Genomic DNA, 26,803 nt, shown 5'->3' with positions numbered 1-26,803 from the left:
CGGAAAACGGACCGTGGGAAACTGGTCCCATGGACACTGCAGCCGCCAGCCTCCCGGAACACCTCCGCCACCCGTCCGGCCCGCGCGATCCCGGCGATGCCTGGGTCGAAGGCGCGGTGGGCAAATTCTGGGGCCGCTTCGGATCGGCCGGGCTCCTGGTCCAGGATCCCGCCAAAGGCATCCTGCTGCAGCACCGGGCCGCGTGGAGTCACCACGGCGGAACCTGGGGCCTGCCCGGCGGCGCGCTCCACCACGGCGAAGACGCCATCACCGGCGCCCTGCGCGAAGCCCACGAAGAAGCCGCCGTGCCCCCGGAGAACGTCCGCGTGCTGTTCACGTCCGTGTTCGACGTCGGCTACTGGTCCTACACCACGGTGGCGGTCCGCGTCGTGGAATCCTTCGACCCCGCCATCAACGATGCCGAGAGCATCGAGCTCAGGTGGGTTCCGGCAGGTTCCGTTCAGGACCGGGAACTGCACCCGGCGTTCGCAACAGCCTGGCCGGACCTCTGGCGCCGGCTGCAGCAGGACCACCGCTGATTCCTCGGACGGATTCCCTGACGGATTTCCCTGCCGGATTTCTCTGAAGGCGTAGCCGTCGCCGGACTACCGCCGGGTGCCCAACCGTTGACATAGGTAAGCATCTTCTCAGGAGGCGCGCCATGGAGGCAGTCAGCAGCGGATTCAACGGAGCGAACGCTACCGAAGACCCCTTGGATTCCTATTCCGCCACGGTTATCCGCGTGGCCGAAACCGTCACCCCGCACGTTGCCGCCGTCGAAATGACCGGCAATGGCCGCAACGGCAGGTACCGCGCGGGCGCAGGCTCGGCAGTCCTGTTCACCTCGGACGGATACCTGGTGACCAACGCCCATGTGGTGGGCTCGGCCGGAAAAGGCCACGCGGTCTTTGCCGACGGCACCCGGACGGCCGTGGAAGTCGTAGGCGCCGATCCCCTGTCCGACCTCGCCATCGTCCACGGGAGGGCACCGATTGCCCAGCCGGCCGAATTCGGTGACGCTGAACTCCTCAAAGTCGGTCAACTGGTTATCGCTGTCGGCAACCCGTTGGGGCTTTCGGGCTCCGTGACGGCGGGAGTCGTCAGCGGCCTGGGACGTTCCATCCCTGTATGGTCCGGACGCAACCGCCGCGTGATCGAGGACGTCATCCAGACCGATGCCGCGCTCAATGCCGGCAGCTCCGGCGGGGCCCTGGCAGACGCCCGCGGCCGGATCGTGGGAATCAACACGGCCGTCGCCGGTGCGGGACTGGGGCTGGCGGTTCCGATCAATGCCACCTCGCGCCGAATCATCGCCTCGCTCCTCTCGGACGGACGGGTCCGGCGCGCCTACCTCGGACTGGTGAACACCCCCGTCCAGCTTCCGGTGAGCTCCGTGGTCCGGACCGGTCACCGTGACGGGCTCCTGGTGGTGGAAGTCCTTCCGGGATCACCCGCCGAACGGGCGGGCCTCCGCGCCGGAGACGTGCTGCTGAGCGTCGGCCGGAAGTCCGTCTCGAACGCAGAGAGCCTCCAGAAGCTCCTGTTCGCCGAGGCGATCGGAGCGCCGCTGGACATTTCGGCGCTCCGGGACGGAACCGAACTGCATGTGGTGGCCGTCCCGGAAGAAATGACCGACAAAGGCTAGGCCGCAGTACATGTGCGCAAAAAATAACCCATTGCGCCTATTCTGATTCCGGCCATCGCGCTATCGTTGTTGGTGAACAAGCCCTCCCATCACACAGACGTGGCGGAAGAGCGCTGTTCGAGCACTACAGGCCGGCGGCCGGATCACCGTTACCGGAGCCGGGATTGTGGATATTGGGGTAGGCACGGGGGGTGCCCTCATATCGTTCTCCGTGCGCTTATCACACGCACCGTGGGGCACGGAGGTTCCCAAATGCGGCTGGGGCTCTGCGCCGCCGCTTGAATCAGTCACTGCAAAAATGGGGCAATGCGCCGATTCACGGAACGTATCGTCGCGTAAATTTGGGGCCATCAACCGCAGACAAGCGTCCGACCGGAATCTTATCCGGCGCCGCCTTTAGCGTGGCGCGCCAGAACCCACACTGATCCATGATGGGTTATTCCGCCCTGCCCGCCGCCTGCGGCCTACACCTGGGAATGAATCACAAGATAGGAAGATCTCATGAAGAGGTCAATGGGATTGCTCGCATCCACCCTGCTGGCTGCAGGACTCGGTGTTGGGGGTACGGCAATGGCTGCCGGACCAGCAGCAGCGGATACGGGCCTGAAGACCGTCACGATTTCGGCTGAGAACTACCAGGGTTACACGGACCACTACAACCGTGACCGGGATCGCGACCGCGATCGGGACCGCGACCACCGCAAGTGCTACAAGCATGGTCACTGGCACTACTACCACCATCACTGGTACTGGCACAGCGACTGTGACCGTGACCGCCGCCACGATCGGGATCATTACGATTACAACTAGGCGGCCAGCCGCCTAGCCCACCGGTCCGCAGGAACAGGTGCGAGGCGGCAGGGAGGGGCATCGCCCGCGGCGATGTCCCTCCCTTTTCGCCGCTTTAAGACGGGCTCGGGCAACACGCCCTTCCCGTTCCGGCAATCCGATGCCAGAGTCAAACCATGAGCACATGGGATCCGGGTGATCGCGGCGTCGTCAGTTTCCCCTCCGGCCGGCGAATCCGCGGCCGGGCACTGCGCCGGCCGCTTCCGCCGGGTCCCGACCCCGACTTCGGGGTCTACCTGCTGGGCAGGCGTCCGGCCCGGACCGTGTGGGACCAACGGTGGGTGCGCTGGCCGGACTTCTGGTTGCCCCTCAATGAAGACGACGCCATGGAGGCCCTGCGGGAAGCATGGGTGCGGGCAGAATCGGAACGCGTCGAAATTGCCTGCCAGGGCGGGCACGGCAGGACCGGCACGGCCCTTGCCTGCATCGCCATCCTGGACGGCGTCGCACCGGGACACGCCGTCTCCTATGTCCGGGAGCACTACGGGCCGGCGGTGGAGACGCCCTGGCAGCACTGGTACGTCAGGCATGTTGCCCGCCGGATCACCTGAGACGGTACAGGTCCTGTTGCGGCTGCCTTCACGGTGTGGCGGAAAGGATCAGCTCATGGGCACCCGCAGCCGCTGCACCCATCGATTCCACCACGGTCCCGGTGCGCAGGCGCGTCGCCGCATCGGCCTCCGCCCCGGCGCACGGTCCCTGCGGCGCGTCGGCCGCCACGGAACACCAGCGGTACGGGTCGCGGACGATCACTGACGGCACCCAGGCCAGGTCCGAGGCTGACCATTTTCCGGCCTCGTCCTGGCTGAACTGCGCCCGAACCAGCAGTCCCTCATTGTTCACCACATACCAGGGGGACAGCTCCGTGACGCCGTTACCCAGCCCGTACACAATCCAGGTCCCCTTGTAGTTCTCGATGGGCAGCACGGAATGGGTGTGGTGGCCGTAGACCATGGTGAACTGACCGCTGTCCACCAGGGCGTGGGCCGTCTCCTGCTGCTGGGCATTCGGAGCACTGGCATACTCGTCCCCGGCGTGCATCACTCCGAGCACAATGTCCGCGCCCAGCGCCCTTGCCTTTTTCGCCTTGGCAATCATCGCGGGCGCGTCCAGCATGTCCACCTGCCAGGCGTGCTCGGGGTATTGCCCGTTCAGGCCATAGGCGGCCTCAATCACGGCGATTTTCGCGGCGTCGGTCTGCAGAAGCAGGATCCCTTGCGATTCCGCCTCGGTCCGGTAGGAACCGGTGTGCTTCAAGCCGGCAGCGTCCAGCGCGTCCAGTGTACGGACCAGGCCGTCGGTTCCTCGGTCGATGGTGTGGTTGCTGGCGGTGGTGCAGGCCTGGTAGCCAACGTCGTTGGCCGCCGCGGCGATCTGCGGCGGCACGTTGAACGACGGATAGGCCGAGAAGGGGCCGTCGGCGTCCGCGACCGGAGTTTCCTGATGGCAGATGGCGAGGTCGCTTTCGCCGATGTACGCCCGCTGGCCCTCGAGCAGCGGGGTGAAGTCCAGGCCCGGCTTTCCGAGGGCGGCGGCGTCGGCGCGGGCCTGGTCCCACAGCTGGGCATGCACCAGCATGTCTCCGGTCACCAGGACTGACGTGCACCGGACGGCAGCGCAGGCGGGGCCTTTGCCCGGCGTGGTTTCAGGTGTGGGTTCGGGAGAGGGAGCGGCCACCGCCGGGGCAGTTGACGACGGCGGTGCCACGGCCGCCGTCGTGCGTGCTGCGCCGGCCGGGCGCTGGCCGGTGCCCTGTTCGGCAATGACGCCGCACGACGTCAGGCCGGACAGCAGGACGGCCACGGCGAACGCCGCGGCTACCCGTCCACGGTGGATTTTCAGCGGCATCCTTGCGAGTTCCCCCATGTCCGCCATCCTACGGCGGCCAATCCCGGCAGCCCGTCAAATCACCATTGAGAACCGTCCGGTTACATGAAAGTGTTGCTTCATGACCAACCCCCTCCTTACTCCCAGTCCTTTGCCGTTCGGGCTCCCCCCGTTTGCCGAGATCGACGAGGCCGACTATTCCGAAGCGGTCCGGTCCGGCCTGGCGGAACACCTCGCCGAAGTTCAGGCCATTGTGGACAACACCGAACCCGCCGCCTTCGAAAATACCGTCCTGGCAATGGAACGCTCCGGGCAGCTCCTCCAGCGCGCTGCCGCATCGTTTTTCACCCTGGTCTCGGCGGACGCCTCGGACGGCATCCGGGCACTCGAAACCGAGCTGTCCCCGGAGTTTTCCGCCCACCAGGATGCCGTCTACATGAACCGGCGGCTCTTTGACCGGTTCGCCGCCGTGGACACCACCGGCCTCGACGATGAATCAGCCAGGCTCGTGGAGGAGTACCTCAAGGAGTTCCGCCAGTCCGGGATCCAGCTCGAGGATGCCGGCCAGGACCGGCTGAGGGCGGTGAACGCAGAGCTGTCCCGGTTGGGCACCGAATTCGGGCAGCGCGTCAAGGAAGCCATGAAGACCTCGGCCCTGCTGCTCGACGATGCCGTTGAGCTGTCCGGGCTGCCGGCGGATGACATTGCCAGCGCCGCCGAAGCCGCCCGGGCAGCCGGACACGACGGCAAGTACCTGCTCACCCTGATCCAGCCCAGCAACCAGCCCGCCATGGCATCCCTGGAAAACCGCGAGGTCCGCCGCCGGCTCTACGAGGCGTCCATCAGCCGCGGCAGCAGCGGGGGCAGCCTGGATGTGAGGGACCTGGTGAAGTCCATGGTGGCGCTCCGGGCGGAGAAGGCCCGGCTTCTGGGATTCGCCAACTACGCCGAACTCACCGTTGACCGGCAGACTGCCCCTGATTTTGAGGCCGTGCAGTCGATGATGAACCGGTTGGCACCTGCGGCGGTCCGGAATGCCGACGCCGAGGCGGCCGCCCTTGCAGAGGTTGCAGGCCATCCGCTCGAGGCGTGGGACTGGGCGTACTATTCCGCGAAGGTGCGGCGGGAGCGGTACAGCGTCGACGAGCAGGCGCTGCGGCCCTACTTCGAACTGGACCGCGTCCTTCGCGACGGTGTCTTCTACGCCGCGACTTCCCTGTACGGTGTCACCTTCCACGAGCGGCCCGACCTCAAGGGCTACCACCCCGATGTCCGGGTCTGGGAGGTCCGCAACGAGGACGGCTCCGAACTGGGCCTGTTCCTGGGCGACTACTATTCCCGCGAGTCCAAACGCGGCGGCGCCTGGATGAACTCGCTAGTGGATCAGTCCGCGCTGCTGGGTACCAAGCCGGTGGTGATCAACAACCTGAACATTTCCAAGCCTCCGGCGGGCGAGCCGACGCTGCTGACCCTGGACGAGCTCCGGACCGCGTTCCACGAATTCGGCCATGCCCTGCACGGACTGTTTTCCAACGTGACCTTCCCCCGGTTCTCCGGGACCGCCGTTCCGCGCGATTTTGTGGAGTACCCGTCCCAGGTCAACGAAATGTGGATCATGTGGCCTGAGGTGCTGGCCAATTATGCCCGCCACCATGTGACCGGCGAGCCCCTTGCCCAGGACATCGTGGACAAGCTCAACGAATCGCAGCTGTGGGGCGAAGGCTTCGGCACCACGGAGTACCTGGGCGCGGCGCTGCTGGACCTCGCCTGGCATGTCCTGGACGAATCCGGGGTCCCGGCGGACGTCCTGGCGTTCGAAGCCAAGGCCCTCGCCGCGGCCGGGGTGGCACACAGCCTGATTCCGCCGCGGTACCGGACCGGCTATTTCCAGCACATCTTCGCCGGCGACGGTTACGCCGCAGGGTACTACTCCTACATCTGGAGCGAAGTACTGGATGCGGACACCGTTGAATGGTTCAAGGAAAACGGCGGACTCAGCCGTGCCAACGGCGACTTCTTCCGGGCTGAACTGCTCTCCCGCGGCAACAGCCGCGAACCGCTGGACTCGTTCCGTGCCTTCCGCGGCCGGGACGCGAGGCTGGAGCCGCTGCTGAAGCGCCGCGGTTTGGACTGACCTTTCATCGATTGCTCCGTGGACGCCGTTTTAGGCGCCGATAAGGGCAGTTAGGGAGCAACCGACGGGGAAACAACGACGCCGGGCGGTCACCAACAAGGTGACCGCCCGGCGTCGTACTGCTTGTGAAGCTGTTACCAGCCGCGCTCGGCGAGGCGGTGCGGCTGCGGGATCTCGTCCACGTTGATGCCCACCATGGCTTCGCCCAGGCCGCGGGAGGCCTTGGCGATGACGTCCGGGTCATCGAAGAAGGTGGTGGCCTTCACGACGGCGGCGGCGCGCTGGGCCGGGTTGCCGGACTTGAAAATGCCGGAGCCGACGAACACGCCGTCAGCGCCGAGCTGCATCATCATCGCGGCGTCGGCCGGGGTGGCGATGCCGCCCGCGGTGAACAGCACCACCGGGAGCTTGCCGGCGGCAGCGACTTCCTTGACCAGTTCGTACGGGGCCTGCAGTTCCTTGGCCGCGACGTAAAGCTCGTCCTCGGGAAGGGCGGCGAGCTTGGCGATCTCGGAACGGATCTGGCGCATGTGGCCGGTGGCGTTGGAGACGTCGCCGGTGCCGGCCTCGCCCTTGGAGCGGATCATGGCCGCGCCCTCGTTGATGCGGCGCAGGGCCTCACCGAGGTTGGTGGCGCCACAGACGAAGGGAACCTTGAAGTTCCACTTGTCGATGTGGTTGACGTAGTCGGCCGGGGTCAGGACCTCGGACTCGTCGATGTAGTCCACGCCGAGGGACTGCAGGACCTGGGCTTCGACGAAGTGGCCGATCCGGGCCTTGGCCATGACCGGCACGGACACGGCTTCGATGATCTTGTCGATCATGTCCGGATCGGACATGCGGGACACGCCGCCCTGGGCCCGGATATCGGCCGGAACGCGTTCCAGCGCCATCACGGCCACGGCACCGGCGTCTTCGGCGATGCGGGCCTGTTCGACGTTGACGACGTCCATGATGACGCCGCCCTTGAGCATCTCGGCCATGCCGCGCTTGACGCGGTTGCTGCCCGTGACGCTGTTGGCGGACGAGCCGGCTTCGCTGCTTACATCAGGTGTAGACACAAAAACCCCTATGGGTAGCTAGATGTTACGTAGATCCGGTCTCTCGGTCCCGGCGCAGGCGGCAGCACAGACGGGAAAGCCACGCCGCGCGCACACCGGATTACCGGATCCAATGACCAGGTACTGCTAATACTAGTCCCACGCTGCGACGCTGCTGAATTCGGGTTACCCCGGCAGTCCCGTCTCCTCCAGCGACTGCCGGTGCACGGTGGCGATCCGCTGGACCACGGTCACCAGGCTGGCCGCGGCCAGGAGGGTCAGGGTCACCAGCAGGACCACGCTGGGGAGCCCGAGCCCGGTGAATCCGGTGACCACCAGAACAGACACCAGCCGTTCGGCGCGCTCGGCAATGCCGACGTTTGCGTGGAAGCCGAGAGCCTCGGCCTTGGCCCGCGCATAGGAGACCACCATGCCAAGCACCAGGCACACGACGGCGGCGATGGCGATCGCGTGGTCCGCGCCTCCCGTGAAGAACCAGATGCCAAGACCGGCAAACAGGGCGCCGTCGGCAACCCGGTCCAGGGTGGAATCCAGGAAGTTGCCCCAGCGCCCGCCCCGCTCCTGCATCCGGGCCATGATGCCGTCAAGGACGTCGGAGAAAATGAAGGCCGTAATAAACAGCGTTCCCCACCACAGCTGACCCAGCGGGTAGAACACCAGGGCGCCCACCACCACGCCTGCCGTCCCCACGATGGTGATGGCATCGGGCGAAACACCGATCTTCAGGAGCCACCGGGCAAGCGGGGAGAACAGTGCGGTGAAAAACCCGCGGGCATGCCGGTTAAGCATGCTCGTCCTCCGGCCAGGCCTCGGCGACCTGCTGGCGGACCTCGCCGAGCGTCTGCGTGATTGCCTTTGTCTGGGCGATGATGGGGAAAAAGTTGCCGTCCCCGCCCCAGCGCGGAACGACGTGCTGGTGCAGGTGGCCGGCGATTCCGGCCCCTCCCACCACGCCCTGGTTCATGCCGAGGTTGAACCCTCCGGGGTTGGACACCTTGCGCAGGACCCGCATCGAGGCCTGGGTCAGCGCCGCGAATTCCGCGGTTTCCTCCACGGTCAGGTCCGTGTAGTCCGGAACGTGCCGGTAAGGGCAGATCAGCAGGTGGCCCGGGTTGTACGGGAAAAGGTTCAGGACCACGTAGGCGGTGCGCCCGCGGTAGACAATCAGGGAGTCTTCGTCACTGCGGGCAGGGGCCACACAGAACGGGCAGTCATCCTTGTTCTTGAACTGGTGCTGCCCGCCCTTGATGTAGGCCATGCGGTGCGGGGTCCACAGGCGCTGGAAAGCGTCCGGAACGCCGGCCAGACCGAATTCATCGGTCACGTCGCCGTCGCCCGGATATCCTCCGCCAGCGCCTGTGTTCTCCTGCACGTCGCCTGCCATTCCGCTAGCTGGTCCGGTTGCGGACGGCGTCGACAATCCTCTGGACAGCTTCGGCCACCGGCACGCCGTTGTCCTGGCTGCCGTCGCGGAACCGGAACGAGACTGCTCCGGCCTCGGCGTCCTCGCCACCGGCAATGAGGACGAACGGAATCTTGTCCTTGCTGGCGGTGCGGATCTTCTTCGGGAACCGGTCGGAGGAGATGTCCACCTCCGCACGGATACCGGCGGCCTTAAGCTGGCCCACGACGTCGAACATGTAGTCGTTGAAGGCCTCCGCCACGGGGACGCCCACCACCTGCACCGGTGCGAGCCATGCCGGGAAAGCGCCGGCATAGTGCTCAGTCAGTACACCCATGAACCGTTCCACGGAACCGAACAGGGCGCGGTGGATCATCACCGGGCGCTGGCGGGTGCCGTCGGCGGCCTGGAACTCGAGTTCGAAGCGCTCAGGCAGGTTGAAGTCCAGCTGGATGGTGGACATCTGCCAGGTGCGGCCGAGGGCGTCCTTCGCCTGGACGGAGATCTTCGGGCCGTAGAACGCGGCTCCGCCCGGGTCCGGGACGAGCTCCAGGCCCGAGGCTTCGGCCACTTCGGCGAGGGTGCGGGTTGCTTCCTCCCAGGTGGCGTCGTCGCCCACGAACTTGTCTTCGTTCTTGGTGGAAAGCTCCAGGTAGAAGTCGTCCAGGCCGTAGTCCTTGAGCAGGCCCAGGACGAAGTTCAGCGTGGTGGTGAGCTCATCCTTCATCTGCTCGCGGGTGCAGTAGATGTGGGCGTCGTCCTGTGTCATGCCGCGCACTCGGGTCAGGCCGTGCACCACGCCCGACTTTTCGTAGCGGTATACCGAACCGAATTCGAACAGCCGCAGGGGCAGTTCGCGGTAGGAGCGTCCGCGGGAACGGAAGATCAGGTTGTGCATGGGGCAGTTCATCGGCTTCAGGTAGTAGTCCTGGCCGGGCTTGCGCACGGTGCCGTCCTCATTGAGTTCCGCGTCGATGTGCATCGCCGGGAACATGCCCTCCTTGTACCAGTCCAGGTGGCCCGAGACCTCGTACAGGTGCCCCTTGGTGATGTGCGGGGTGTAGACGAACTCGTACCCTGCATCGACGTGCCGCTGGCGGGAGTAATCCTCCATGGCCTTGCGGATGATGCCGCCCTTGGGGTGGAACACCGGCAGGCCGGATCCCAGCTCGTCCGGGAAGGAGAAGAGGTCCAGCTCGGCACCGAGCTTGCGGTGGTCGCGGCGCTCGGCCTCGGCGATGCGCTCCTGGTAGGCCTTGAGTGCGTCCTTGGTGGGCCAGGCGGTGCCGTAGATGCGCTGCAGCTGCTGGTTGTTCTGGTTGCCCAGCCAGTAGGCGGCGGAGGACCGGGTCAGGGCGAAGGCGTTGGAGATGAGCTTGGTGTTGGGCAGGTGGGGGCCGCGGCACAGGTCGCACCAGACGCTGTCCCCGCTCTTGCGGTCCACGTTGTCGTAGATGGTGATGTCGCCGGCGCCCACCTCGACGTTGACGCCTTCGCCGGCGTCTGCGGCGTCGTTCTTCTTGCCCAGCAGTTCCAGCTTGTAGGGCTCGTCCTTCATGGCTTCGCGGGCTTCGTCCTCGGACACCACGCGGCGGACGAACTTCTGGTTCTGGTTGATGATTTTGAGCATCATCTTTTCCAGGGTCTTCAGGTCTTCCGGGGTGAACGGCTCGGCGACGTCGAAGTCGAAGTAGAAGCCGTCGGTGATGTAGGGACCGATGCCGAGCTTGGCGTCGGGACGCAGCTGCTGCACGGCCTGGGCCATGACGTGGGCGGTCGAGTGCCGGAGGACGTTGAGGCCGTCCGGGGAATCGATGGTGACCCCTTCGATGTCCGCGCCCTCGGGGAGCGGCTGGTCGAGGTCTTTCAGTTCGCCGTTTACTCGGGCGACAACGACGTCGCGGCGCTCAAAAAAGAGTTCCGCGCCGGTGGTCCCGGTAGTCACCTTGGTCTCTTCGCCGTCGACGATGAGGGTGATCTGCTGGGCATCTGACACGGGTGTCTCCTATTCAAAGTTAAGGCTTCGTAGCTTGTGGCGTACGGGGACCACAGCCAGCCTCGTCCATGCTATCGGTTGGGAGAGAGGCCGACCAAAGCGGCGGCCGGGCCGCGCGTCCCCGCCCTTCCGGAGTTGGGGTTCAGCTGCCAAGCCCCGTGATGGCCAGGTTGCGGCTGATTCCGTCCAGCGGCCCCCGTACTTGGAGGGCAGGTTCCCAGGTGCCGGTGGATTGCTGCTCCCGGTACGGGAGGGTCTCGGTGCGGCTGAGGTCCCAGGCCATGGTGGCGCTGATGCTGATCCCGCGGGGCCCGGTCCTGCGGGTGTTTCCACGGATCAGGAGCAGGCGGGTGCCGAACAGCAACGGTCCTGCCAGTTCCTGGGCCTCATGGAAGAACACGGAGTCCACGCAGCCTGTTCCGTCGTCGATGCTGATGAACACCACCCGGCGCCCGCCGCGCATCGGCGGTGTCTGTGTGGCAATCCGGACCCCGGCCACCAACACTTCGGTGCCGTTCCGGAGTCCCAGGAGCTTATCCGCGGTGGTCACGCCCAGCCGGTCGAGCAGGGGCCGGTGGCTGGCCATCAGGTGTTCGCTGACATCCACCGCCATCAGGTCAAGTTCGGCCCGCACGTTTTCGATCATGCTTGGAGCAGGAAGTTCGGCCTTCAGGTTCTTGAGTTCAACGTCGCCAAGAGGCAGGGACAGCTGGCCCTCGATGACCTCAATGCCCTTCTTGCCCGGGCGGTTCTGGAGGGTCTGGAGGTGCTGGACGAGGTCTGCCCGGTTGGCGGCTCCGCCGGATTCCCGGTGCAGCGCATCGAAAGCTCCCAGCTGGGCAAGCCGCTTGATGCTGGGCTTGCTCAGCCTGGAGCGAGCCCTCAGGTCTGCCAGCGAGTCGTAGGGCTGGCCGGCAACGATCCTTTTCAGTTCAGCCCCGGAGAGCCCGTAGATGCCGTTCAGGCTGAGCCGGATGCCAAGCCTCCCGCCGTCAGGCCCGGATCCGACCCGCTCCACCCGGTACTCGGCCTGGCTCCTGTTGATGTCCAGGGGCAGGATGGGGATCCCCAGCCGCCGGGCTTCAGCCACCAGGAGCCGCTTGGGATACATGCCGGGATCGTGTTCCCACAGCCCGGCGAGGAAAGCTTCGGGGTGGTGGGCCTTCAGCCAGGCCGACTGATAGGTGGGCACGGCGAAGGCTGCCCCGTGTGCCTTGCAGAAGCCAAAGCTGCCAAAGGCCTTGAGGGTTCCCCAGACTTTGTCCACGACCTCGGGGGTGTAACCCCGCGCCCGGGCTTCCCTGCGGAAGAATTCCTCGACTTTGGGTTCCAGGAGTTCGTTCCCCAGGGCCCGGCGGAATTCATCAGCCCGGGCAAGCCCGCATTTGGTCATGACGTCGAATGTCTTCAGGATCTGCTCATGGAAGACCGTCACGCCGTGGGTTTCCTGGAGCACCGGTTTGAGGTCCGGGTGCGGATAGACCTCCGGCGCGAATCCGTGGCGGTGTTCAAGGAAGGGACGGACCATGTCCGATTTCATGGGCCCGGGGCGGAACAGCGATATGTCGATGATGAGGTCGTTGAATTCACGCGGCGCCATTTTGCCGATCAGTTCCCGCTGACCGGGAGATTCGATCTGGAAACAGCCCAGGGTATGCGTACTTCGGATCAGCTCGTAGGTTGGTTCGTCATCGAGCGGTACGGCATTGAGGTCAATGTGCCCGTCGGCTGAGATGAAGTCCGGTCCCGTGCCGTCCGCTCCGGGAGGATGGGCACCTGCAGCCACCACCTCAGCCTTCGAAGGGTGCAGCCGGACCACCTCACGGACGGCAAAAGCCATGGCGCTCTGCATTCGGACGCCGAGGACATCCAGCTTGAGCATCCCCATCGGATCCATGTCGTGTTTATCGAACTGGCTCATGGGCAGGCCGAGACCGCTGGGCTGAACGGGGGTCCGGTCCAGCAGCATGGCGTCGCCAAGGATTACGCCGCAGGGATGCATGGAAATGTGCCGTGGCAGGCGGTCCAGCCTCTCGGTCAGGTCTACGAGCAGGTCCAGTTGCTGGTTTTCCGCGAACTCGCGCTGCTCCACCCTTCCTGCGAATTCCTTCAGTTCGGGTTTTTCCACCAGGGCTTCACGGAAGTTCCTTGCCGAGAACCGCCACAGCTGCTTGGCGATCTCGCCGATGTCGCCGTCGTCCATGCCCAGTGCGTGGCCGGCGTCCCGGACTGCACCGCGAGCGCGGTAGCCGTTCTGCATGCTCATGAGGGTGACACGCTCGGCCCCGAAGCGGTCGAAGATCCTTCGGTAGACGTTGTGCCGCTCGGCGCTTTCCACATCAATGTCGATGTCCGGAAGAGTTGCCCGGTCATTGGAGAGGAACCGTTCGAAAATGAGGTCGTGCTGCAGGGGGTTCACCTGGCTGACGTCGATCAGGTAGTTCACCAGGCTGGAGGCGCCGGAACCCCGGGCGGCCGCCCTGACTCCCATGTCCAGGATCATTCGGGAAACCTCGGCCACCGTGAGGAAGTAGGAGGCGAAGCCAAGGTTGGCGATGATCCTCAGTTCATGCTCCAGCCTCGCCCGCATTTCCGCCTCGGGCCGCCCTGAGATCCCCGGGAACCGACGGCTGATGCCGGCCTCGCAGCGCAGGGTCAGTTCGGCCAGCGGATCGCCGGCAATGCCGATGACCGAAGCTTCGGGAACCACCGGCTGTTTCCATCCCATGTCCGTGACCGGGTCCATCCGGCAGCGGTCCGCGAGCGCCTCGGTTTGGCCGAGCAGCCTGGTGAGGTCGGTGGCGCCGTAGCCGGCGGCATGGATGATTTCCTTGCCGAGCTCGAGCATTTGGGCTGATGTCTTCAGCCACCCGCGGCCGTTGGGCTGAAGCAACGGCTCCTCGGTCAGTTCGGTCAGGGATTTCAGGGTTCGGGCAGAGTCCAGCACATCCGCTGTGGCGGCCCCGTCCTCCGCGCAGTACCGCACGGCGTTGGTCAGGACGGCAGGAATTCCGTGCTCGGCAGCGAGTTTGAGCATGCGCACGGCGTGGGCGGTGCTCAGGGGCTCCCCGGGAGCGCTGAGGTGGGACACGACTTCGGCTGCCACGGTTCCCTTGGGCATGCTCTCCAGCCACTGCTTGAACAACGTGCGGGGCCGAAGGTACCGGCGGCCGCTCATCGCCCTGCCAACGTCCGAGTCCGGGCCCACCAGCACAGTCAGCACCGGTTCCAGCGTTTCCGGATGCAGAGCCCTGGAAGCGATTTCGGCGCGGGTGACCGCGACGGGCACCACTCCCCCGGCTTTGCCGGAGGTACGGGCATGGGCGTCTGAAATCAGGCGGCAGAGGGCCCGGTAGCCGGCACCCTTGTTGTGTCCGTGGGCAAGCACGACGACGCGGCCCGCGAGCTGGGTCCGGAGGTCGCCGTCGTCGTCATAGACCGCAAGGTCAACCCCGACGACGGGATCCAGTCCCGCCGCCATGCAGGCCTTGAGGTGTTTGACGGTGCCGTACAGGCCGTTCCTGTCGGTGCAGGCAAGCGCGGTGGCGCCGTCGGCGGCGGCAGCCTGGGCAAGCTCATCCGGCCAGGAGACCCCGTAATGTGCGCTGAAGGCGGTGGAAACATGAAGATGGGTGAAGCTCATGCTGATCGAGGCCTCAGGGCATCGTGGATTTTCAGCAACCGCCACCGGCCGCTGCCGATGTCCCTGGTCAGGTCGAGGGTGAGGGCTTCTTCCGGCTCCGCGTTCGCAGCAGAAGGCCGGACCTGGACGCGCCAGATCTCGTGATCCACAAGTCCCGGTCCGGTACCCAGCGGTGCGCGGGTTTCTTCGGCCCACCACCGCCTGCGTTCAAACCAGCGCACGGGCTCTGCGCAGACAGTGTAATGACGGCCGGCCCAGGTGAGCGCCGAAGGCTGGCCGGCGGGCGTGCAGACGACGTCGACACCCTCGCTGAACAAGCCCATCGGCGCCTCCCGGAAGTGCACTCCCCCCGGCCGCCACGCAGGAGCGGACCGGTGCAGGGAAGTTCTGAAATGATTCGTTCGAAACAATTCTTTCGAATATATCTTCGAATAATCAATTCTACGCCGGAGCCGGGACAAAACCTACACAAGCCTTCCCGGGGCCGGAACCAGGAGCTTTACGGGACGTTTTGGCGTCAGCGCCGCCAACAGTACGGCGTGGTTGTTGATACCCGGAGAAACCCGTAGCGCTCCAGGATCGGCCGCGAGTAGCTGGTCGAGTCGCTGTGGATGAACTTCTTTCCCAGCTTCACAGCGGACTGGGCCCGGGCCGCGGTGACGGCCCGGTAAATCCCCTGGCTGCGCCACTCTTCGCGCGTTGCACCGCCCCAGATTCCTGCGAAGTCGGTACCAGGCACGGGCTCCAGGCGGCCCGCGCTCACGATCAATCCCTGATGTTCGGCAACCCAGAGCTCCATCCCGTCGCCGCACGCCACGCGGCGCAGGAGCGCTTCGGCGTTTTCATCCGACACCTGACCGCCGAAAACTTCGTCCTGCATGGCGCTCATGGCGCGGACATCCGCTTCCGCGGCCACCTTGCGCAAGGTCACTCCGGGCGGGAGTGGTACCGCTGAGATCAAGGAGGCCACCCGGCCGATCATGATCGACTCCTCCTCTTCGGGTTCAAATCCGCTTCGCAACAGCGCGTCATGGAGTCCGGGCGCATGATCATGGCGCGGGTTTTCCACTCCACCCGCACCACGGAGGGATCCCAGCGGAAGTGCGCGAGCGCTTCCAATACCCACCGGGCAATCACCCGGGAACCGGCTCCATCGAGATTTCGGTACGTCACGAAACCCCGGCCGCCCGCGAAGGTGCACATCAGCAAGGGCCCCAGCCGCTCGACGGCGAGCGCCCCCTGGGTCTCCGCGTCCGTCCGGAGTTGCCGATCGTATGCCGCTAGAAAGTGGTCTGCAGAAGTCATGGGCCCCCACGGTACCGTTGCCGGGCTTGGACGTGAAGGCCGCCGGCCGGTCGGGGCACCCCGATGCTGCAAACAATCGAATATATCTTCTAATGAATCACGACTGCGCCGGAGCCCTGACAAAACCTGAATCAGGGGTGGACGGACGCGGGCGAGGGGGGCAGGATTGAGCCATGAGCTCCCATGACGCACTCCTGAAGCACGTAGCCATCGCCGCCAAGGATTCCACCTTGGTGGCGACTTTTGATATAGACGGCAATATCCCCGGGGCGGGCGCCTATGTCGTTGGCCTCGTCGCGTCCACACCGGATCATTCCCATCAACGAAGAATGGGAATCGAGTTCATGAACGGCGAAGCTGTGTCCTTCTACTGCTTCAGCCACGACGGCACTGAGGAGAATTTCGATCTCAGAGGCGTTTCGCATTCCGGCAGCACCATTACCGGCAACTTTCCCATGACCACGGTCCTGGGGCTGGAAAAGGGCCACCTGATGACAGCCTTCAGCGACGCCGACGGCAGGGAATACCAGGCGAACGTTCCCGTGGAGGAAGCGCTCTGAGGGTGGGATCCGCCTGAGGCGCTAGCTGCGCTTTGAGCCGCTAGCTGCTGGCGTTGTGCACTTTCATCTCAAGCTCGGTGAAAGCCGTGATCATCGCGCGGTAAGTCTTCTCCACAATGTCCGGGTCGATGTCTTTTTTCTCGGCGGCGGCACGGACATGTTGGATGACCTTTTCCACCCGGCCCGGAGCCCTGACCTCCGCGTCGTCACCCTTCAACGTCCCGGAAATCCGGATCAGACGTTCGCGGCGGGCAATCAGGGTGACAATCTGCTCGTCAACTTCATCGACGGCCACGCGGACAGCCGCGAGCTGTTCCCTGTCGGCCTGGGCGTCTTTGTCGTGTCCGTGATTTGTGGGCATGTGCATGACAGTATCTAAGAATGCAGCCTCGAGTCGACTTCATTTCATTGGGCGTCCGCAGTGTCGAGGCCTCCCGAGCCTTCTACGTGGACGGCCTGGGCTGGCCGGTCCACCGGGAAGTCCCCGGCGAGGTGGTCTTTATCCAGGCCAACCACGGCCTGATTCTTTCGCTGTGGGACGCAGGCCAGATGCAGGCGGAGGCGTCAGTGGGCAGCCCCGCCGGCGTCCCGTGCATCACGCTGAGCCACAACGTGGGGAGCGCAGCGGACGTCGACCGGGTGATGGCGGAAGCGGAATCGGCCGGGGCAACGGTAGTTGGCTCCCCGAAGACCCAGCCGTGGGGCGGCTATACGGGGTACTTCGCCGATCCCGACGGTTTCCGCTGGGAAATCGCCTTCAATCCCACGTGGACCGTCGACGCCGGCGGCAACGTCACGGTCTAGAGTCACCGGCTAGAACAGGCTGCCCACCGGCTGGATAAGTTCGGGCGAGTCATTTCTGACATTCCCGACGGCGGTGCCCACGGCATCGATGGTCCAGCCTTCGGCGACGTCGTGCGCACCCGCACGAACCAGGTCCACCAGGCCGGCGGCGTCATCCGCCTGCGGATCCAGCCATGCCTGCATCGTCTCGCGGTTCATGGGCAGCGGCACCCTGTCATGCAGGGCGGTGAGTTCGGCGAGCATTCCCCCGGCATAGCCTTCGGGCGGCGAGTCCGTCGTCATGATGGAGGTGGACAGCATCCACCGCTGCGGATCACCCTCGGGCTTGGACGGGTCCTTCCACCATTCATAGAGTCCTGCGAACACCAGGGGCCGGCCGTCCTTCGGATGCACATAGTAGGGCTGCTTGCCGCGCCCTTCACCCTTCCATTCGTAATAGCCGTCCGCCGGGACCGCGCAGCGCCGGGACCGGGTCGCCTTGCGGAAGGCTGGCTTCTCCAGGACGCTTTCGCTTCGCGCATTGATCATCTTCGAGCCGATGGAAGGGTCCTTGGCCCAGGACGGAACGAGGCCCCAGCGGGCCACATGCAGCTGCCGGACCGGACTGCCGTCCACCAGCCGCTCCAGCACGATGGGCACGTCGGCGGTCGGAGCAACATTCCACGACGGCGGAACCACCAGCTCCTCGTCCAGTTCGGCGTCAAATTCTGCCAGCAGGTCCCCGACGGCCCGGGCCATCACGTAGCGTCCACACATGGCACCAGCATGCCACCCGCCCCGGAGCGGTGTCACCCGGCGTAACCCGGCGGGGCGGGAGCCCGCGGGGACGGCCCCGGAACAGGGGTGCGGTGCCCCGGCGCCCGGGGAATACCGGCCGCCGGGTTACCGTTGAGTGAAAAGACATCTGCTTTGATAACGACGAGCACTAACGATACTGAGGAGAACTCCGTGGATTTCACTCCCGAATCCGGCACCATCACCATGTTTTCGACCACCTGGTGCGGTTACTGCAACCGTCTGAAGAAGCAGTTGGACGCCCAGGGCATCGGCTACACCGAAATCAACATCGAAGAAGTCGAAGGCACCGCCGACCTGGTGGAGCAGCTCAACGGAGGCAACCGCACGGTACCCACCGTCCTCTTCCCGGACGGTACCGCTGCCACCAACCCGTCGGCAGCAGAAGTCAAGAGCCGGCTCGCCGCCTAGCCCGCTCGCAGGCTGGCGAAATCCGCGTAGTCCAGCTGCGCATACCCGGCATAGGTGTTGATGACCGCAGTTTCGATAGCGGCCACGTCCAGCCCGGGGACGAGGTCGTCAACGGCACCGGCAGTGGCCGGGTCCCAGTCAAGCCCAAGGGCTGCGTAGCTGGCTTCGAGGACCTTGCGGATCGGCGCGGAATTCTCCACCACGATCACCGAGCTGAACAGCCAGCCGCCCGACACCACCCGTTGGGCGGTGCCGATCAGTTTTACCCGGTGCAGCGGATCCGCCGGGTCCAGGCCATGGACGCTGAACTCCCCGGGGCAGTACTCCCCCGGGATTTCGCCGACGGCGGCCTGGACTCCGGCGCTCCGGAGCGCATCCGCCAGCATCCCGCCGAAGAAGGCGAAACGCCCTTTGGCGCCGGCGATGGCATCGGCATGGGGCTCCACGTGGTCCACGATCAGCGTTCCCTCGTGATACGCAGCAGCCCGGCCGCCAGCCTTGCGGACCAGCGGCTCAAATCCGAGCTCACGGCACGCCTGCGCTGCCGCCTCAAAGCCGGGCAGGTGGGCATCGCGCTGGCCAAAGGCGACTGTCGGAGCCGGGCGGTACAGCCTGAGCGTCGGGCCGATCCGCCCCGTCTTCGCCATGCCCAGCAACTCAATACCGAACTCCAGGTCACGCGCCGCGCCCAGCGACTGCTCCTGCCGGACAATGGTCAGCGTGGCGGGTGCGCCGGCCGTATGCTGCATCTTGCTAAGCTCCCTTATGGTCATTCTGCAATTCCTGGTCGTAGCCGCCGCCTTCGCCGTCATTGACGCCATCTGGCTCAAGACGATGAACCCCTTTTACCGCGGACAGATTGGTGAACTGCTGGCCGACCGGCCCAATCTAGGGTACGCGGTGGTCTTCTACGTGATCTACATTGCCGGCATTGTGTTCTTCGCCCTACGCCCCGCGCTCGACGGCGGCAGCTGGCTCAGTGCGGTGGGCTACGGCGCCGCCCTGGGCGCCTTCGCCTATGCCACCTACGACCTCACCAACGCCGCGACCCTGAAGACCTGGCCGCTGCAGCTGATCATCGTGGACATCCTCTGGGGCGCAGCCCTGACCGCCCTGGCCACCCTGGCCGGCTGGCTGGTGTTCCACAAGAACTAGCGGCCGCACCAGCCGGGATCCGCGGCGAACTACGTCTTGCGGAGCGTCAGGATCTGCTCTGCCCGTCCGAAGGGCCCGTCCAGGTCGTGGAGCACCGTGGACGTCAGCCCGATGCCGTCAGCTCCGAAGGAAACAGCGTTGTCCAGGCCCAGCCAGTCGCCGGCGGGTTTCCGGTACATGTGGATCTGCAGGTCCAGGTTGGGGAACGCGTAGCTGTCCTTCCCCGGCGGTACCCGCGCCGCTATTCCGTTGGCGGTGTCCACCAGGCCCATGAGCCGCGCCAGGTCGCCGCTGTCGGCCTTGTCCGTCAGCGGGTGCGCGGTGCGTATCCAGACTGTCCCGGAGCCAGGGCGGTGTCCGTCGGCAACGCGCATTTCCAGGGACCGGATGTAGCCCCCCGGCCAGACGGTCGCGGCATCATACGGCGAGCACTTTTCCGGTCCGGGAATGCAGGGATCTTCGACGGCGGCGACTGCCGAAGTATCGGACGTGATCATCCGCCACGCGGTGAGGCGGATGGCCACGCGCCCCTCGGCCACAAGTTCGGCCTGCAGCAGTTCGATGGTGCGGCCCGGGCGGAGGGTGGTGGTGACGACTTCAAATTCGCCGCCAGGGATCAGCCCCAGGATCTCGTAGCTCAGCCGCGCCATCCTGACGTCGTCCCGCGGCGCATGCCGCTCCAGGCAGTCCGCCATGATCCCGGATGCGGGCGCCATGTGCTGCTCATGCTCGTTCCAGGCACCTTGGGCGTGGATCGTGGAACGGAACCGTCCGCCGCCCAATGACTCGTAGTAGAACTCCCCTTCGGCGAGTTCCGGAAGTGCAGCAGTCAACGTCGACCCTTTCGCATGGCTGGTGATGATCCCAGAACACACTATCGCTAGACGGCTCACAGCTTGCCCTCATCCTCACAGCTTGCTCATAACCAGGCCTCATGGCCGGCATAAGTCCGAAGCCTAGAAATAATGGCATGACTCCTCTCACGAACGAAAAACGCAAAGGCGGCCGCGTCCGGCGCGCCGTCGTCGCCGGGGCCGTCGCCCTCACCCTGTCCGCCGGCGGAGCCACCGCCTGGGCGCTGGACCGCTTTGTGGTCCAGCACGTGGAGATCTCGGACGTCTCCGCCTACCAGGCCAGCCAAAGCAGTACCGCAGCCGGCAGCACCACCGGGTCCACCGCCGCACCAGGCGGCGCCACTGCCGCGGTCGCCACCGACACCTCCTATGTTTCCGACAGTTCCAACATCAACATCTCCACGGTGACCACCGGCACCGGCGACAGCACCGTCACCTACTACGTTGCCGACGTCGTACTCGATGACGCCACCACGCTCCGGTCGGCGTTCGCCAACGACAGCTTCGGCGAAAACATCACCGAGACCACGTCCCAGATCGCCGATGCCAACAACGCGGTGTTCGCCATCAACGGCGACTACTACGGCTTCCGCGACACCGGCATCGTGATCCGCAACGGCGTGGTGTTCCGCGACGAGGGCGCCCGGCAAGGACTGGCCTTCTACCGCGACGGCACCGTCAAGGTGTACGACGAAACCGCCACCACCGCCGAGCAACTGCTGGCCGACGGGGTCTGGAACACCCTCTCCTTCGGTCCGTCCCTGTTGAACGACGGCGAAGTCGCCGAAGGAATCGAGGACGTGGAGGTGGACACCAACTTCGGCAACCACTCCATCCAGGGCGAACAGCCGCGCACCGCCGTCGGCATCATCAACGAAAACCATCTCGTCTTCGTGGTGGTGGACGGCCGGAGCCCCGGCTACAGCGCCGGCGTGACGATGACCGGGCTGGCTGAAATCATGCAGGGCCTCGGCGCCACTACCGCGTACAACATCGACGGCGGCGGGTCCTCCACGATGTACTTCAACGGGGAGCTGGTCAACAACCCCCTGGGCGAGAACAAGGAACGCGGCACCTCAGACATCCTGTACATCGCGCAGTAGGCGGCAGACATGATCATCCTGATCCCGGCCTACGAGCCGGACCGCCAGCTGCCCGACCTCATCCGCTCCATCCGCGACGCGGAACCATGGGCAACGGTGGTGGTGGTTGATGACGGCAGCGGCCCCGCCTACCGGGACGTGTTCGACGGCGTCAAGGCACTCGGGTGCCACGTCGTCGGCTACGCCACCAACCGCGGCAAGGGCTTCGCCCTCAAGACCGGCTTCGGTTTCATCGCCGACCACCTCCCGGGCCGCAACGTGGTCTGCGCCGACAGCGACGGACAGCACACCATCGTGGACATCCTCAGGGTGGCGGCAGCTGTGAAACCCGGCTCACCTGCCATGGTCCTGGGCACCCGAAGCTTCACCGGCAACGTCCCGGCCCGCAGCAGGTTCGGCAACAACGCCACCCGGCTGCTGTTCACGCTCGCGACCGGCCAGCGGATTTCCGACACCCAGACGGGCCTCCGCGGCTATCCCGCCTCCATGCTGGCCTGGCTCCGGTCCGTCCACGGCGAGCGCTACGAGTACGAGCTGAACCTGCTGCTGGAAGCCAAACAGGCGGGGTACGCCATCAGCACCGTGGACATCGCGACCGTGTACCTTGACCACAACTCGGGTTCGCACTTCAGGCCGGTGGCGGACTCCGCCCGGATCTATGCCCCGCTGCTGAAGTTCCTGGCGTCATCCTTCACGGCGTTCCTGGTGGACACCCTGATGTTCCTGGTCCTCACGGCCGCCACCGACTCCCTGCTGCTGGCAGTGGTGGGCGCCCGGGCCGTAAGTTCGGCCGTCAACTTCGCCGTCAACCGGCAGCTGGTATTCCGGCGCGGGCGCGAGAAGCCCGCCGCCCGGACCGGCGTCCGCTACTTCACCCTGGTGGCAGTGCTGCTGGCCGCCAATTACGGCTTGATCGCCGCCCTGGAAGCGCTGTACCTGCCCATGCCCGCCGCCAAGATCCTTGCCGAAATCGCCTTGCTGGCCACCAGCTACGCGGTGCAGCAGCGGTACCTCTTTTCCGGGAGGAAAGCAGGGAAAGCCAAAGGCAAAGGCTCGGCGAAAACAGCAGGTGAACTCCCGGCAAACACTCATATTCCGGCCTAGGTTCCATCACAGCACCCGCACAGTTTGGCCGTGGATCGTGAAAACCAGTCCACCCATCAGATTCCGGAGAATCCCATGACACCCCTCATCCTCATCGCCGCCGACCTGGCCGCCATCAGCATCCTGACCTTCGCCCTGTACCTCCGCCGGCACCGGCGCCGCGACCTGGTGGTGTCCTACCTCGGCATGAATGTCGGCGTCATGGCCGTGGCGGCCGCACTCTCCGGCTCGGCCGCCGGCGTGGGCCTGGGCCTCGGCCTCTTCGGAGTCCTGTCCATCATCCGGCTGCGCTCCACCGAACTGGCGCAGCACGAGGTGGCCTACTACTTCTCGGCCCTTGCCCTGGGCCTGATCGCCGGCCTCGGCATCGACCCCGTGTGGCTGCCGCTGGCGCTGATGGCCATGATCCTGCTGGTGATGTTCGTGGGAGACCATTCCCGAGTCCTGCCCGCGTACCGCCACCAGACAGTGATCCTTGACCGCGCCATCGCCGTGGACGAGGACCTCTACGCCCGGCTCGAAGAAGTGGTCCACGGAAAAGTCCACTCAGCCACCGTGCAGGAACTGGACCTCGTCAACGACAAGACGGTGGTTGACGTGCGCTACGCCTACGTCCCGGCAACGTTCCCCGCCGCCACGCCTGCAGGGAAAGTTGCGCCGGGCTACCTGGCAGCGCACCCCTCCGCGGACCCCGCGCCGTCGGAGCCCGTGCCGTCGGACCCCGCGCCGTCGGAGCCCGCCGGGCTCCCGGTTGACCCCGCGTCCGCTCCGGCTTCCGCTCCCGTCCATGCCTCGGCAGGTGCGGCATGAGCGGCGCGGCGCAGGCCGGCGTCCTGGACTCCCTCCGCCTGCTGCCGTCTGTCGGGCTGGACGAGCTGAACGCGGAAGCCGCGCTGCAGACACGGGTGGACCGGAAGTACGTGGTCCCCGAGTCACAGGCTCAGGAACTCCTGGCCACGTTCGACGCCGATGTCCGCGTCCTGGAAATGGACGGCTGCCGCTCCTTCGCGTACGACTCCGTGTATTTCGACTCGGCCGGGCTGGACAGCTATCTCCTGGCCGCCCACGGCCGCCGACGCCGGTACAAGGTCCGCACCAGGACCTATGTGGACAGCGCCGTCAGCTTCCTGGAAGTCAAAACCGAAGGCGCCCGCGAGGCCACCGTCAAGGAACGCATCCCCTACGAACCCACCGACCGCGCCCGGCTGACGGAGGAGGGCCTGGACTACGTCCGGGAAACCCTCGCCGCCGCAGTGGGCTGCGTTCCGGACAGTTCCCTGGGACCGGTGCTGGAAACGCGCTACCACCGCATCACCCTGTACCTGCCCGAATCCGGCAGCCGGGCAACCATCGACACGGATGTCACCTGGCAGCGGCCCGGCGGGCAGGCCTGGGTCCTGGACGGCGCAGTCATCCTGGAGACCAAGTCCGGATCGACGGCTGGCCCGCTGGACCGGCACCTCTGGGCCCAGGGCATCCGGCCCTCAAGGATCTCCAAATTCGCCACCGGAATGGCGGCCCTCTGCCCGGAGCTGCCGGCCAACCGCTGGAACCGCACGCTCCGCCGGACGCTGGCCCTCCGCCCCGCCGCCTGAACCCTCTCCCTGGCAGGCTCCCCCACCCATCTCCCTCCGCTTCACCCACATACTTCACCGAAGGAACACACACCATGAAAAGCCTCCGCACCTACCTCTCCGTCACTGCCCTGGCCCTTGCCGTGGGCCTGGCCGGCTGCTCCGCGGCCGGCACCGCCTCCACCGGAACCTCGATCACCGGCGGCACGTCCACCTCAGCAGCGTCGGGGTCGTCCGGAACGGCCGAGGCCGTCTCCCTGGACACCCTCTCGGCGGACACCCACTACGACGCCGACGACCTCACCTGGGACGCCGCGTCCGAAGTAGCCGTGACCCTGGCGGACGGCGCCAGCACTGTTACATCAGATTCCTCGGGCGCCGTAAAGGTCGACGGCGATACCGTCACCATCAGCGCTGCCGGGACCTACCGCCTGAGCGGTTCCCTGACGGACGGCAAGGTGGTGGTTGCCGCCGGTGAAGAGGACGTAGTGCGCATCATCCTGGACGGTGCGGACGTGACCAGCTCCACCGGATCCCCGTTGGTGGTGCAGAGCGCCAACGAAGCAATCGTCTTCCTGGCAGAGGGAACCTCCAATACCCTGGCCGACGCCGCCAGCTACACGGACCAGGGCGACGACGCACCCAACGCCGCGCTCTACTCCATGGCCGACCTCACCATCGCCGGCACCGGATCGCTGACCGTGGACGGCAACTACAACGACGGCATTTCGGCCAAGGACGGACTGGTGCTGGCCGCAGGCAATGTGGCCGTGGACGCCAAGGACGACGGGATCGTGGGCAAGGACTACGCAGTCCTCCTCGACGGCGCCTACCAGGTCACGGCGGGCGACGACGGCTTCAAGTCGGACAACGAGGAAGACGAAGGCCGCGGCTGGGTGCTCATCAACGGCGGAACCCTCACAGTCAGCGCCGGCGACGACGGCATCAAGGCCTTCAACACGCTCACCGTCGCAGCCGGCTCCGCCACGGTGAAAGAATCCGAAGAAGGCCTGGAAGCCCAGCACATCGTCATCTCCGGCGGTACCGCCAGCGTCACGTCCAACGACGACGGCGTCAACGCTTCCGGGGGCAGCACGGGCACCACCTCGCAGGGAGGAATGGGCGGCGGCATGGGCGGCGGCGGTGAGATGGCCGCGGGAGACTACACAGTGGAAATCAGCGGCGGATCGCTCACCATCAATTCACAGGGTGACGGCCTGGATTCCAACGGCAGCGCCACCATCACCGGCGGCACGGTTGTGGTCAACGGCCCCACCAACGACGGCAACGGCGCGCTGGACGTCAACGGCGAACTCGTGGTCAATGGCGGCACGGTGGCGGCCGCGGGAAGCTCCGGCATGGCTGTTACTCCGGGGACGGCTTCAGCGCAGTCCGGCGTCCAGCTGACCTTCGGTTCAGCCCTCCCGGCCGGCACCACCATCCAGCTGGCAGACTCCGGCGGCGCAGTGGTGGCGACCTTCGTGACGTCGAAGCAGGCGGCTTCGCTGGTCTACTCCTCCGCAGCCATCACGGCCGGCGAGGAATACACCGTGTACACCGGCGGGACCGCCAAGGTCACTGCCGGCCTCGGGGAAGGAACGCTTGACGGTGCCCAGGAGCAAGGCACTGTCACCGCCGGCGAATACACCGCCGCACGCGGTCCCGGCGGCCGCTAAGACACGCCGCAGGCAGCGGGCCCAGGCAGGGGACCCACAAGCAGGGGACGACGGCACGGCCGCGTCCCCTGCCGTGATGCCTGGCTGCTTTCACGGGACCCTTCCGTGGCGTCCTTCTGTGCTGGGTACCCTGTATCGGACTAGACTCAGGAGTCGGTTCTCCTTACTACGCTCGGAAGAGGTATTCCCCTGATACGAGTCATCAGCTACAACCTACGCAAGCACGCGGCGGTCGGTGAACTGCAGGATCTGGCCAGCGACTTCGGGATAGATGCCTTGTGCCTGCAGGAGTGCGACACCACGGACTTACCGGACACACTGGGGCCGCTTCACCTGGCCGACTCAACCAAGGGCAACAGGCTGGGGCTCGCCATCTACTACCGGATGGACCGCTTCACAGCTTTTGAAACCAACACTTTCGCGTTGAAGAAATCACTGCATGACCGTGTCCTGGCCCCGGCCCATGAGCGCCTGATCGGCACCCGCGTGGTGGACAACGAAACAGACCATGAGCTGGTGATCGCTTCCTTCCACGCGGCGCCCCTGACGGCCTCCAATTCGCTGCGCCGCAAGCAGATCAAGGCGGCCCACGCTGAACTCCTCGGGATGGGCAGCGGGCTGATGACGCTTATGGTGGGTGACTTCAACTACCCGTTCTTCACCAAGAACCTCAACGAACACATGAAGAACTCCGGGTACGAGCTTTCCCTCAGCGACCGGCGGACTTACACGAGGTACAAGGTCTTCAAGGGGCATTTCGACTTTGCCACCTCCCTCGGCCTGGACATCGACAGCGTGGAAACGCTGCCGCGCGGCGCCTCGGACCACCTGCCCATCCTGGTCTCCGCCGAGTACGGCCAGGACTACGGCCCCATCCAGGGCACTCCGTAGCCTGACGCCGACCA

Annotated in this window: 27 protein-coding genes; 15 read left to right on the top strand and 12 right to left on the bottom strand. The window is 65.8% G+C overall.

All coding sequences use genetic code 11. From position 1 onward, the window contains the following. Positions 1 to 29: 29 nt before the first annotated feature. From BS38_RS0100865 to BS38_RS0100850, 4 genes are all read left to right on the top strand, one after another. The gene (locus BS38_RS0100865; RefSeq protein ID WP_028269079.1) at positions 30 to 539 is read left to right on the top strand and encodes an NUDIX domain-containing protein; all 510 of its coding nucleotides are present in this window, start codon (positions 30 to 32) and stop codon (positions 537 to 539) included. A 122-nt stretch (positions 540 to 661) separates the two neighbouring features. After that, positions 662 to 1,645 (top strand): S1C family serine protease, encoded by a 984-nt coding sequence (locus tag BS38_RS0100860; protein ID WP_028269078.1) that lies wholly within the window; start codon positions 662 to 664, stop codon positions 1,643 to 1,645. Positions 1,646 to 2,146: 501 nt separating this feature from the next. Then, a complete protein-coding gene (locus tag BS38_RS0100855; protein WP_156037033.1) occupies positions 2,147 to 2,455 on the top strand; it encodes a hypothetical protein in 309 nt (102 codons plus the stop codon). Positions 2,456 to 2,610: 155 nt separating this feature from the next. After that, positions 2,611 to 3,045 carry a protein-tyrosine phosphatase family protein gene (locus tag BS38_RS0100850; protein ID WP_028269076.1) on the top strand — a complete coding sequence of 145 codons (435 nt, stop codon included), beginning with the start codon at positions 2,611 to 2,613 and terminating at the stop codon, positions 3,043 to 3,045. A 28-nt stretch (positions 3,046 to 3,073) separates the two neighbouring features. Here the strand turns inward: BS38_RS0100850 and BS38_RS0100845 are convergent, their stop codons facing one another. Further along, on the bottom strand, positions 3,074 to 4,360 hold the full coding sequence (locus tag BS38_RS0100845) for a CapA family protein (RefSeq protein ID WP_081818769.1): 1,287 nt from the start codon (positions 4,358 to 4,360) through the stop codon (positions 3,074 to 3,076). Between the two features lie 82 nt (positions 4,361 to 4,442). Between BS38_RS0100845 and BS38_RS0100840 the strand changes: the two genes are divergently transcribed. Continuing rightward, positions 4,443 to 6,455, top strand: a complete 2,013-nt coding sequence (locus tag BS38_RS0100840) for a M3 family metallopeptidase (protein WP_028269074.1) — start codon at positions 4,443 to 4,445, stop codon at positions 6,453 to 6,455. 134 nt (positions 6,456 to 6,589) lie between these two features. Here the strand turns inward: BS38_RS0100840 and pdxS are convergent, their stop codons facing one another. From pdxS to BS38_RS24090, 7 genes are all read right to left on the bottom strand, one after another. After that, positions 6,590 to 7,516: a pyridoxal 5'-phosphate synthase lyase subunit PdxS gene (gene pdxS, locus BS38_RS0100835; protein ID WP_011692158.1), complete on the bottom strand. Its 927-nt coding sequence runs from the start codon at positions 7,514 to 7,516 to the stop codon at positions 6,590 to 6,592. 165 nt (positions 7,517 to 7,681) lie between these two features. Then, complete coding sequence (gene pgsA / locus BS38_RS0100830) at positions 7,682 to 8,305, bottom strand: phosphatidylinositol phosphate synthase (protein ID WP_028269073.1); 624 nt, start codon at positions 8,303 to 8,305, stop codon at positions 7,682 to 7,684. Then, positions 8,298 to 8,888 carry an HIT family protein gene (locus BS38_RS0100825; protein WP_028269072.1) on the bottom strand — a complete coding sequence of 197 codons (591 nt, stop codon included), beginning with the start codon at positions 8,886 to 8,888 and terminating at the stop codon, positions 8,298 to 8,300. Before BS38_RS0100825 ends, pgsA begins: the two co-directional genes overlap by 8 nt. A gap of 16 nt (positions 8,889 to 8,904) precedes the next feature. Next, on the bottom strand, positions 8,905 to 10,914 hold the full coding sequence (thrS, locus tag BS38_RS0100820; protein ID WP_028269071.1) for a threonine--tRNA ligase: 2,010 nt from the start codon (positions 10,912 to 10,914) through the stop codon (positions 8,905 to 8,907). Between the two features lie 142 nt (positions 10,915 to 11,056). Continuing rightward, positions 11,057 to 14,557: a DNA polymerase III subunit alpha gene (locus BS38_RS0100815; RefSeq protein WP_028269070.1), complete on the bottom strand. Its 3,501-nt coding sequence runs from the start codon at positions 14,555 to 14,557 to the stop codon at positions 11,057 to 11,059. Next, positions 14,554 to 14,880 (bottom strand): DUF6504 family protein, encoded by a 327-nt coding sequence (locus BS38_RS0100810; RefSeq protein ID WP_028269069.1) that lies wholly within the window; start codon positions 14,878 to 14,880, stop codon positions 14,554 to 14,556. Before BS38_RS0100810 ends, BS38_RS0100815 begins: the two co-directional genes overlap by 4 nt. 194 nt (positions 14,881 to 15,074) lie before the next feature. Continuing rightward, a complete protein-coding gene (locus tag BS38_RS24090; RefSeq protein ID WP_331280036.1) occupies positions 15,075 to 15,626 on the bottom strand; it encodes a GNAT family N-acetyltransferase in 552 nt (183 codons plus the stop codon). Between the two features lie 409 nt (positions 15,627 to 16,035). Here BS38_RS24090 and BS38_RS0100800 point away from each other — a divergent pair, with 409 nt between their 5' ends. Further along, positions 16,036 to 16,422: a hypothetical protein gene (locus BS38_RS0100800; protein WP_028269068.1), complete on the top strand. Its 387-nt coding sequence runs from the start codon at positions 16,036 to 16,038 to the stop codon at positions 16,420 to 16,422. A 40-nt stretch (positions 16,423 to 16,462) separates the two neighbouring features. Here BS38_RS0100800 and BS38_RS0100795 read toward each other — a convergent pair whose 3' ends face one another. Beyond that, on the bottom strand, positions 16,463 to 16,789 hold the full coding sequence (locus BS38_RS0100795; protein ID WP_028269067.1) for a chorismate mutase: 327 nt from the start codon (positions 16,787 to 16,789) through the stop codon (positions 16,463 to 16,465). Between the two features lie 14 nt (positions 16,790 to 16,803). On the opposite strand from BS38_RS0100795, the gene BS38_RS0100790 reads away from it, so the two are divergent. Next, positions 16,804 to 17,226: a VOC family protein gene (locus tag BS38_RS0100790; protein ID WP_028269066.1), complete on the top strand. Its 423-nt coding sequence runs from the start codon at positions 16,804 to 16,806 to the stop codon at positions 17,224 to 17,226. 9 nt (positions 17,227 to 17,235) lie between these two features. On the opposite strand, the gene BS38_RS0100785 is transcribed toward BS38_RS0100790, so the two are convergent. Further along, a complete protein-coding gene (locus tag BS38_RS0100785) occupies positions 17,236 to 17,982 on the bottom strand; it encodes an SOS response-associated peptidase (protein ID WP_081818768.1) in 747 nt (248 codons plus the stop codon). A gap of 192 nt (positions 17,983 to 18,174) precedes the next feature. On the opposite strand from BS38_RS0100785, the gene BS38_RS0100780 reads away from it, so the two are divergent. Then, a complete protein-coding gene (locus tag BS38_RS0100780; protein WP_011692168.1) occupies positions 18,175 to 18,432 on the top strand; it encodes a mycoredoxin in 258 nt (85 codons plus the stop codon). Here BS38_RS0100780 and BS38_RS0100775 read toward each other — a convergent pair. After that, complete coding sequence (locus tag BS38_RS0100775; RefSeq protein ID WP_028269064.1) at positions 18,429 to 19,181, bottom strand: lipoate--protein ligase family protein; 753 nt, start codon at positions 19,179 to 19,181, stop codon at positions 18,429 to 18,431. The two genes, BS38_RS0100780 and BS38_RS0100775, sit on opposite strands and share 4 nt — an antisense overlap. Positions 19,182 to 19,197: 16 nt before the next feature. On the opposite strand from BS38_RS0100775, the gene BS38_RS0100770 reads away from it, so the two are divergent. Beyond that, positions 19,198 to 19,587, top strand: coding sequence for a DUF2177 family protein (locus BS38_RS0100770; protein ID WP_028269063.1), 390 nt, complete (start codon positions 19,198 to 19,200; stop codon positions 19,585 to 19,587). 29 nt (positions 19,588 to 19,616) lie between these two features. On the opposite strand, the gene BS38_RS0100765 is transcribed toward BS38_RS0100770, so the two are convergent. After that, positions 19,617 to 20,420, bottom strand: a complete 804-nt coding sequence (locus BS38_RS0100765) for a thioesterase family protein (RefSeq protein WP_028269062.1) — start codon at positions 20,418 to 20,420, stop codon at positions 19,617 to 19,619. 137 nt (positions 20,421 to 20,557) lie between these two features. Between BS38_RS0100765 and BS38_RS0100760 the strand changes: the two genes are divergently transcribed. The 6 genes from BS38_RS0100760 (at position 20,558) to BS38_RS0100735 (ending at position 26,789) form a co-directional block, all read left to right on the top strand. Next, positions 20,558 to 21,544 carry a phosphodiester glycosidase family protein gene (locus tag BS38_RS0100760; RefSeq protein ID WP_028269061.1) on the top strand — a complete coding sequence of 329 codons (987 nt, stop codon included), beginning with the start codon at positions 20,558 to 20,560 and terminating at the stop codon, positions 21,542 to 21,544. Between the two features lie 9 nt (positions 21,545 to 21,553). Continuing rightward, positions 21,554 to 22,648 carry a bifunctional glycosyltransferase family 2/GtrA family protein gene (locus BS38_RS0100755; RefSeq protein ID WP_028269060.1) on the top strand — a complete coding sequence of 365 codons (1,095 nt, stop codon included), beginning with the start codon at positions 21,554 to 21,556 and terminating at the stop codon, positions 22,646 to 22,648. Between the two features lie 75 nt (positions 22,649 to 22,723). Then, positions 22,724 to 23,458 carry a DUF4956 domain-containing protein gene (locus tag BS38_RS0100750; protein WP_028269059.1) on the top strand — a complete coding sequence of 245 codons (735 nt, stop codon included), beginning with the start codon at positions 22,724 to 22,726 and terminating at the stop codon, positions 23,456 to 23,458. After that, positions 23,455 to 24,243 carry a polyphosphate polymerase domain-containing protein gene (locus BS38_RS0100745; RefSeq protein WP_043437323.1) on the top strand — a complete coding sequence of 263 codons (789 nt, stop codon included), beginning with the start codon at positions 23,455 to 23,457 and terminating at the stop codon, positions 24,241 to 24,243. The genes BS38_RS0100750 and BS38_RS0100745 overlap by 4 nt, the downstream gene beginning before the upstream one ends. A gap of 74 nt (positions 24,244 to 24,317) precedes the next feature. Continuing rightward, on the top strand, positions 24,318 to 25,898 hold the full coding sequence (locus BS38_RS0100740) for a carbohydrate-binding domain-containing protein (protein ID WP_028269057.1): 1,581 nt from the start codon (positions 24,318 to 24,320) through the stop codon (positions 25,896 to 25,898). A 192-nt stretch (positions 25,899 to 26,090) separates the two neighbouring features. Continuing rightward, positions 26,091 to 26,789, top strand: a complete 699-nt coding sequence (locus BS38_RS0100735) for an endonuclease/exonuclease/phosphatase family protein (protein WP_028269056.1) — start codon at positions 26,091 to 26,093, stop codon at positions 26,787 to 26,789. Positions 26,790 to 26,803 lie beyond the last annotated feature (14 nt).

It is taken from the genome of Arthrobacter sp. UNC362MFTsu5.1 (genome assembly GCF_000685965.1).
Lineage (GTDB): Bacteria > Actinomycetota > Actinomycetes > Actinomycetales > Micrococcaceae > Arthrobacter.
Note: the sequence above shows the minus strand (reverse complement) of the source record. Positions and strands in the feature narration are given on the sequence as shown.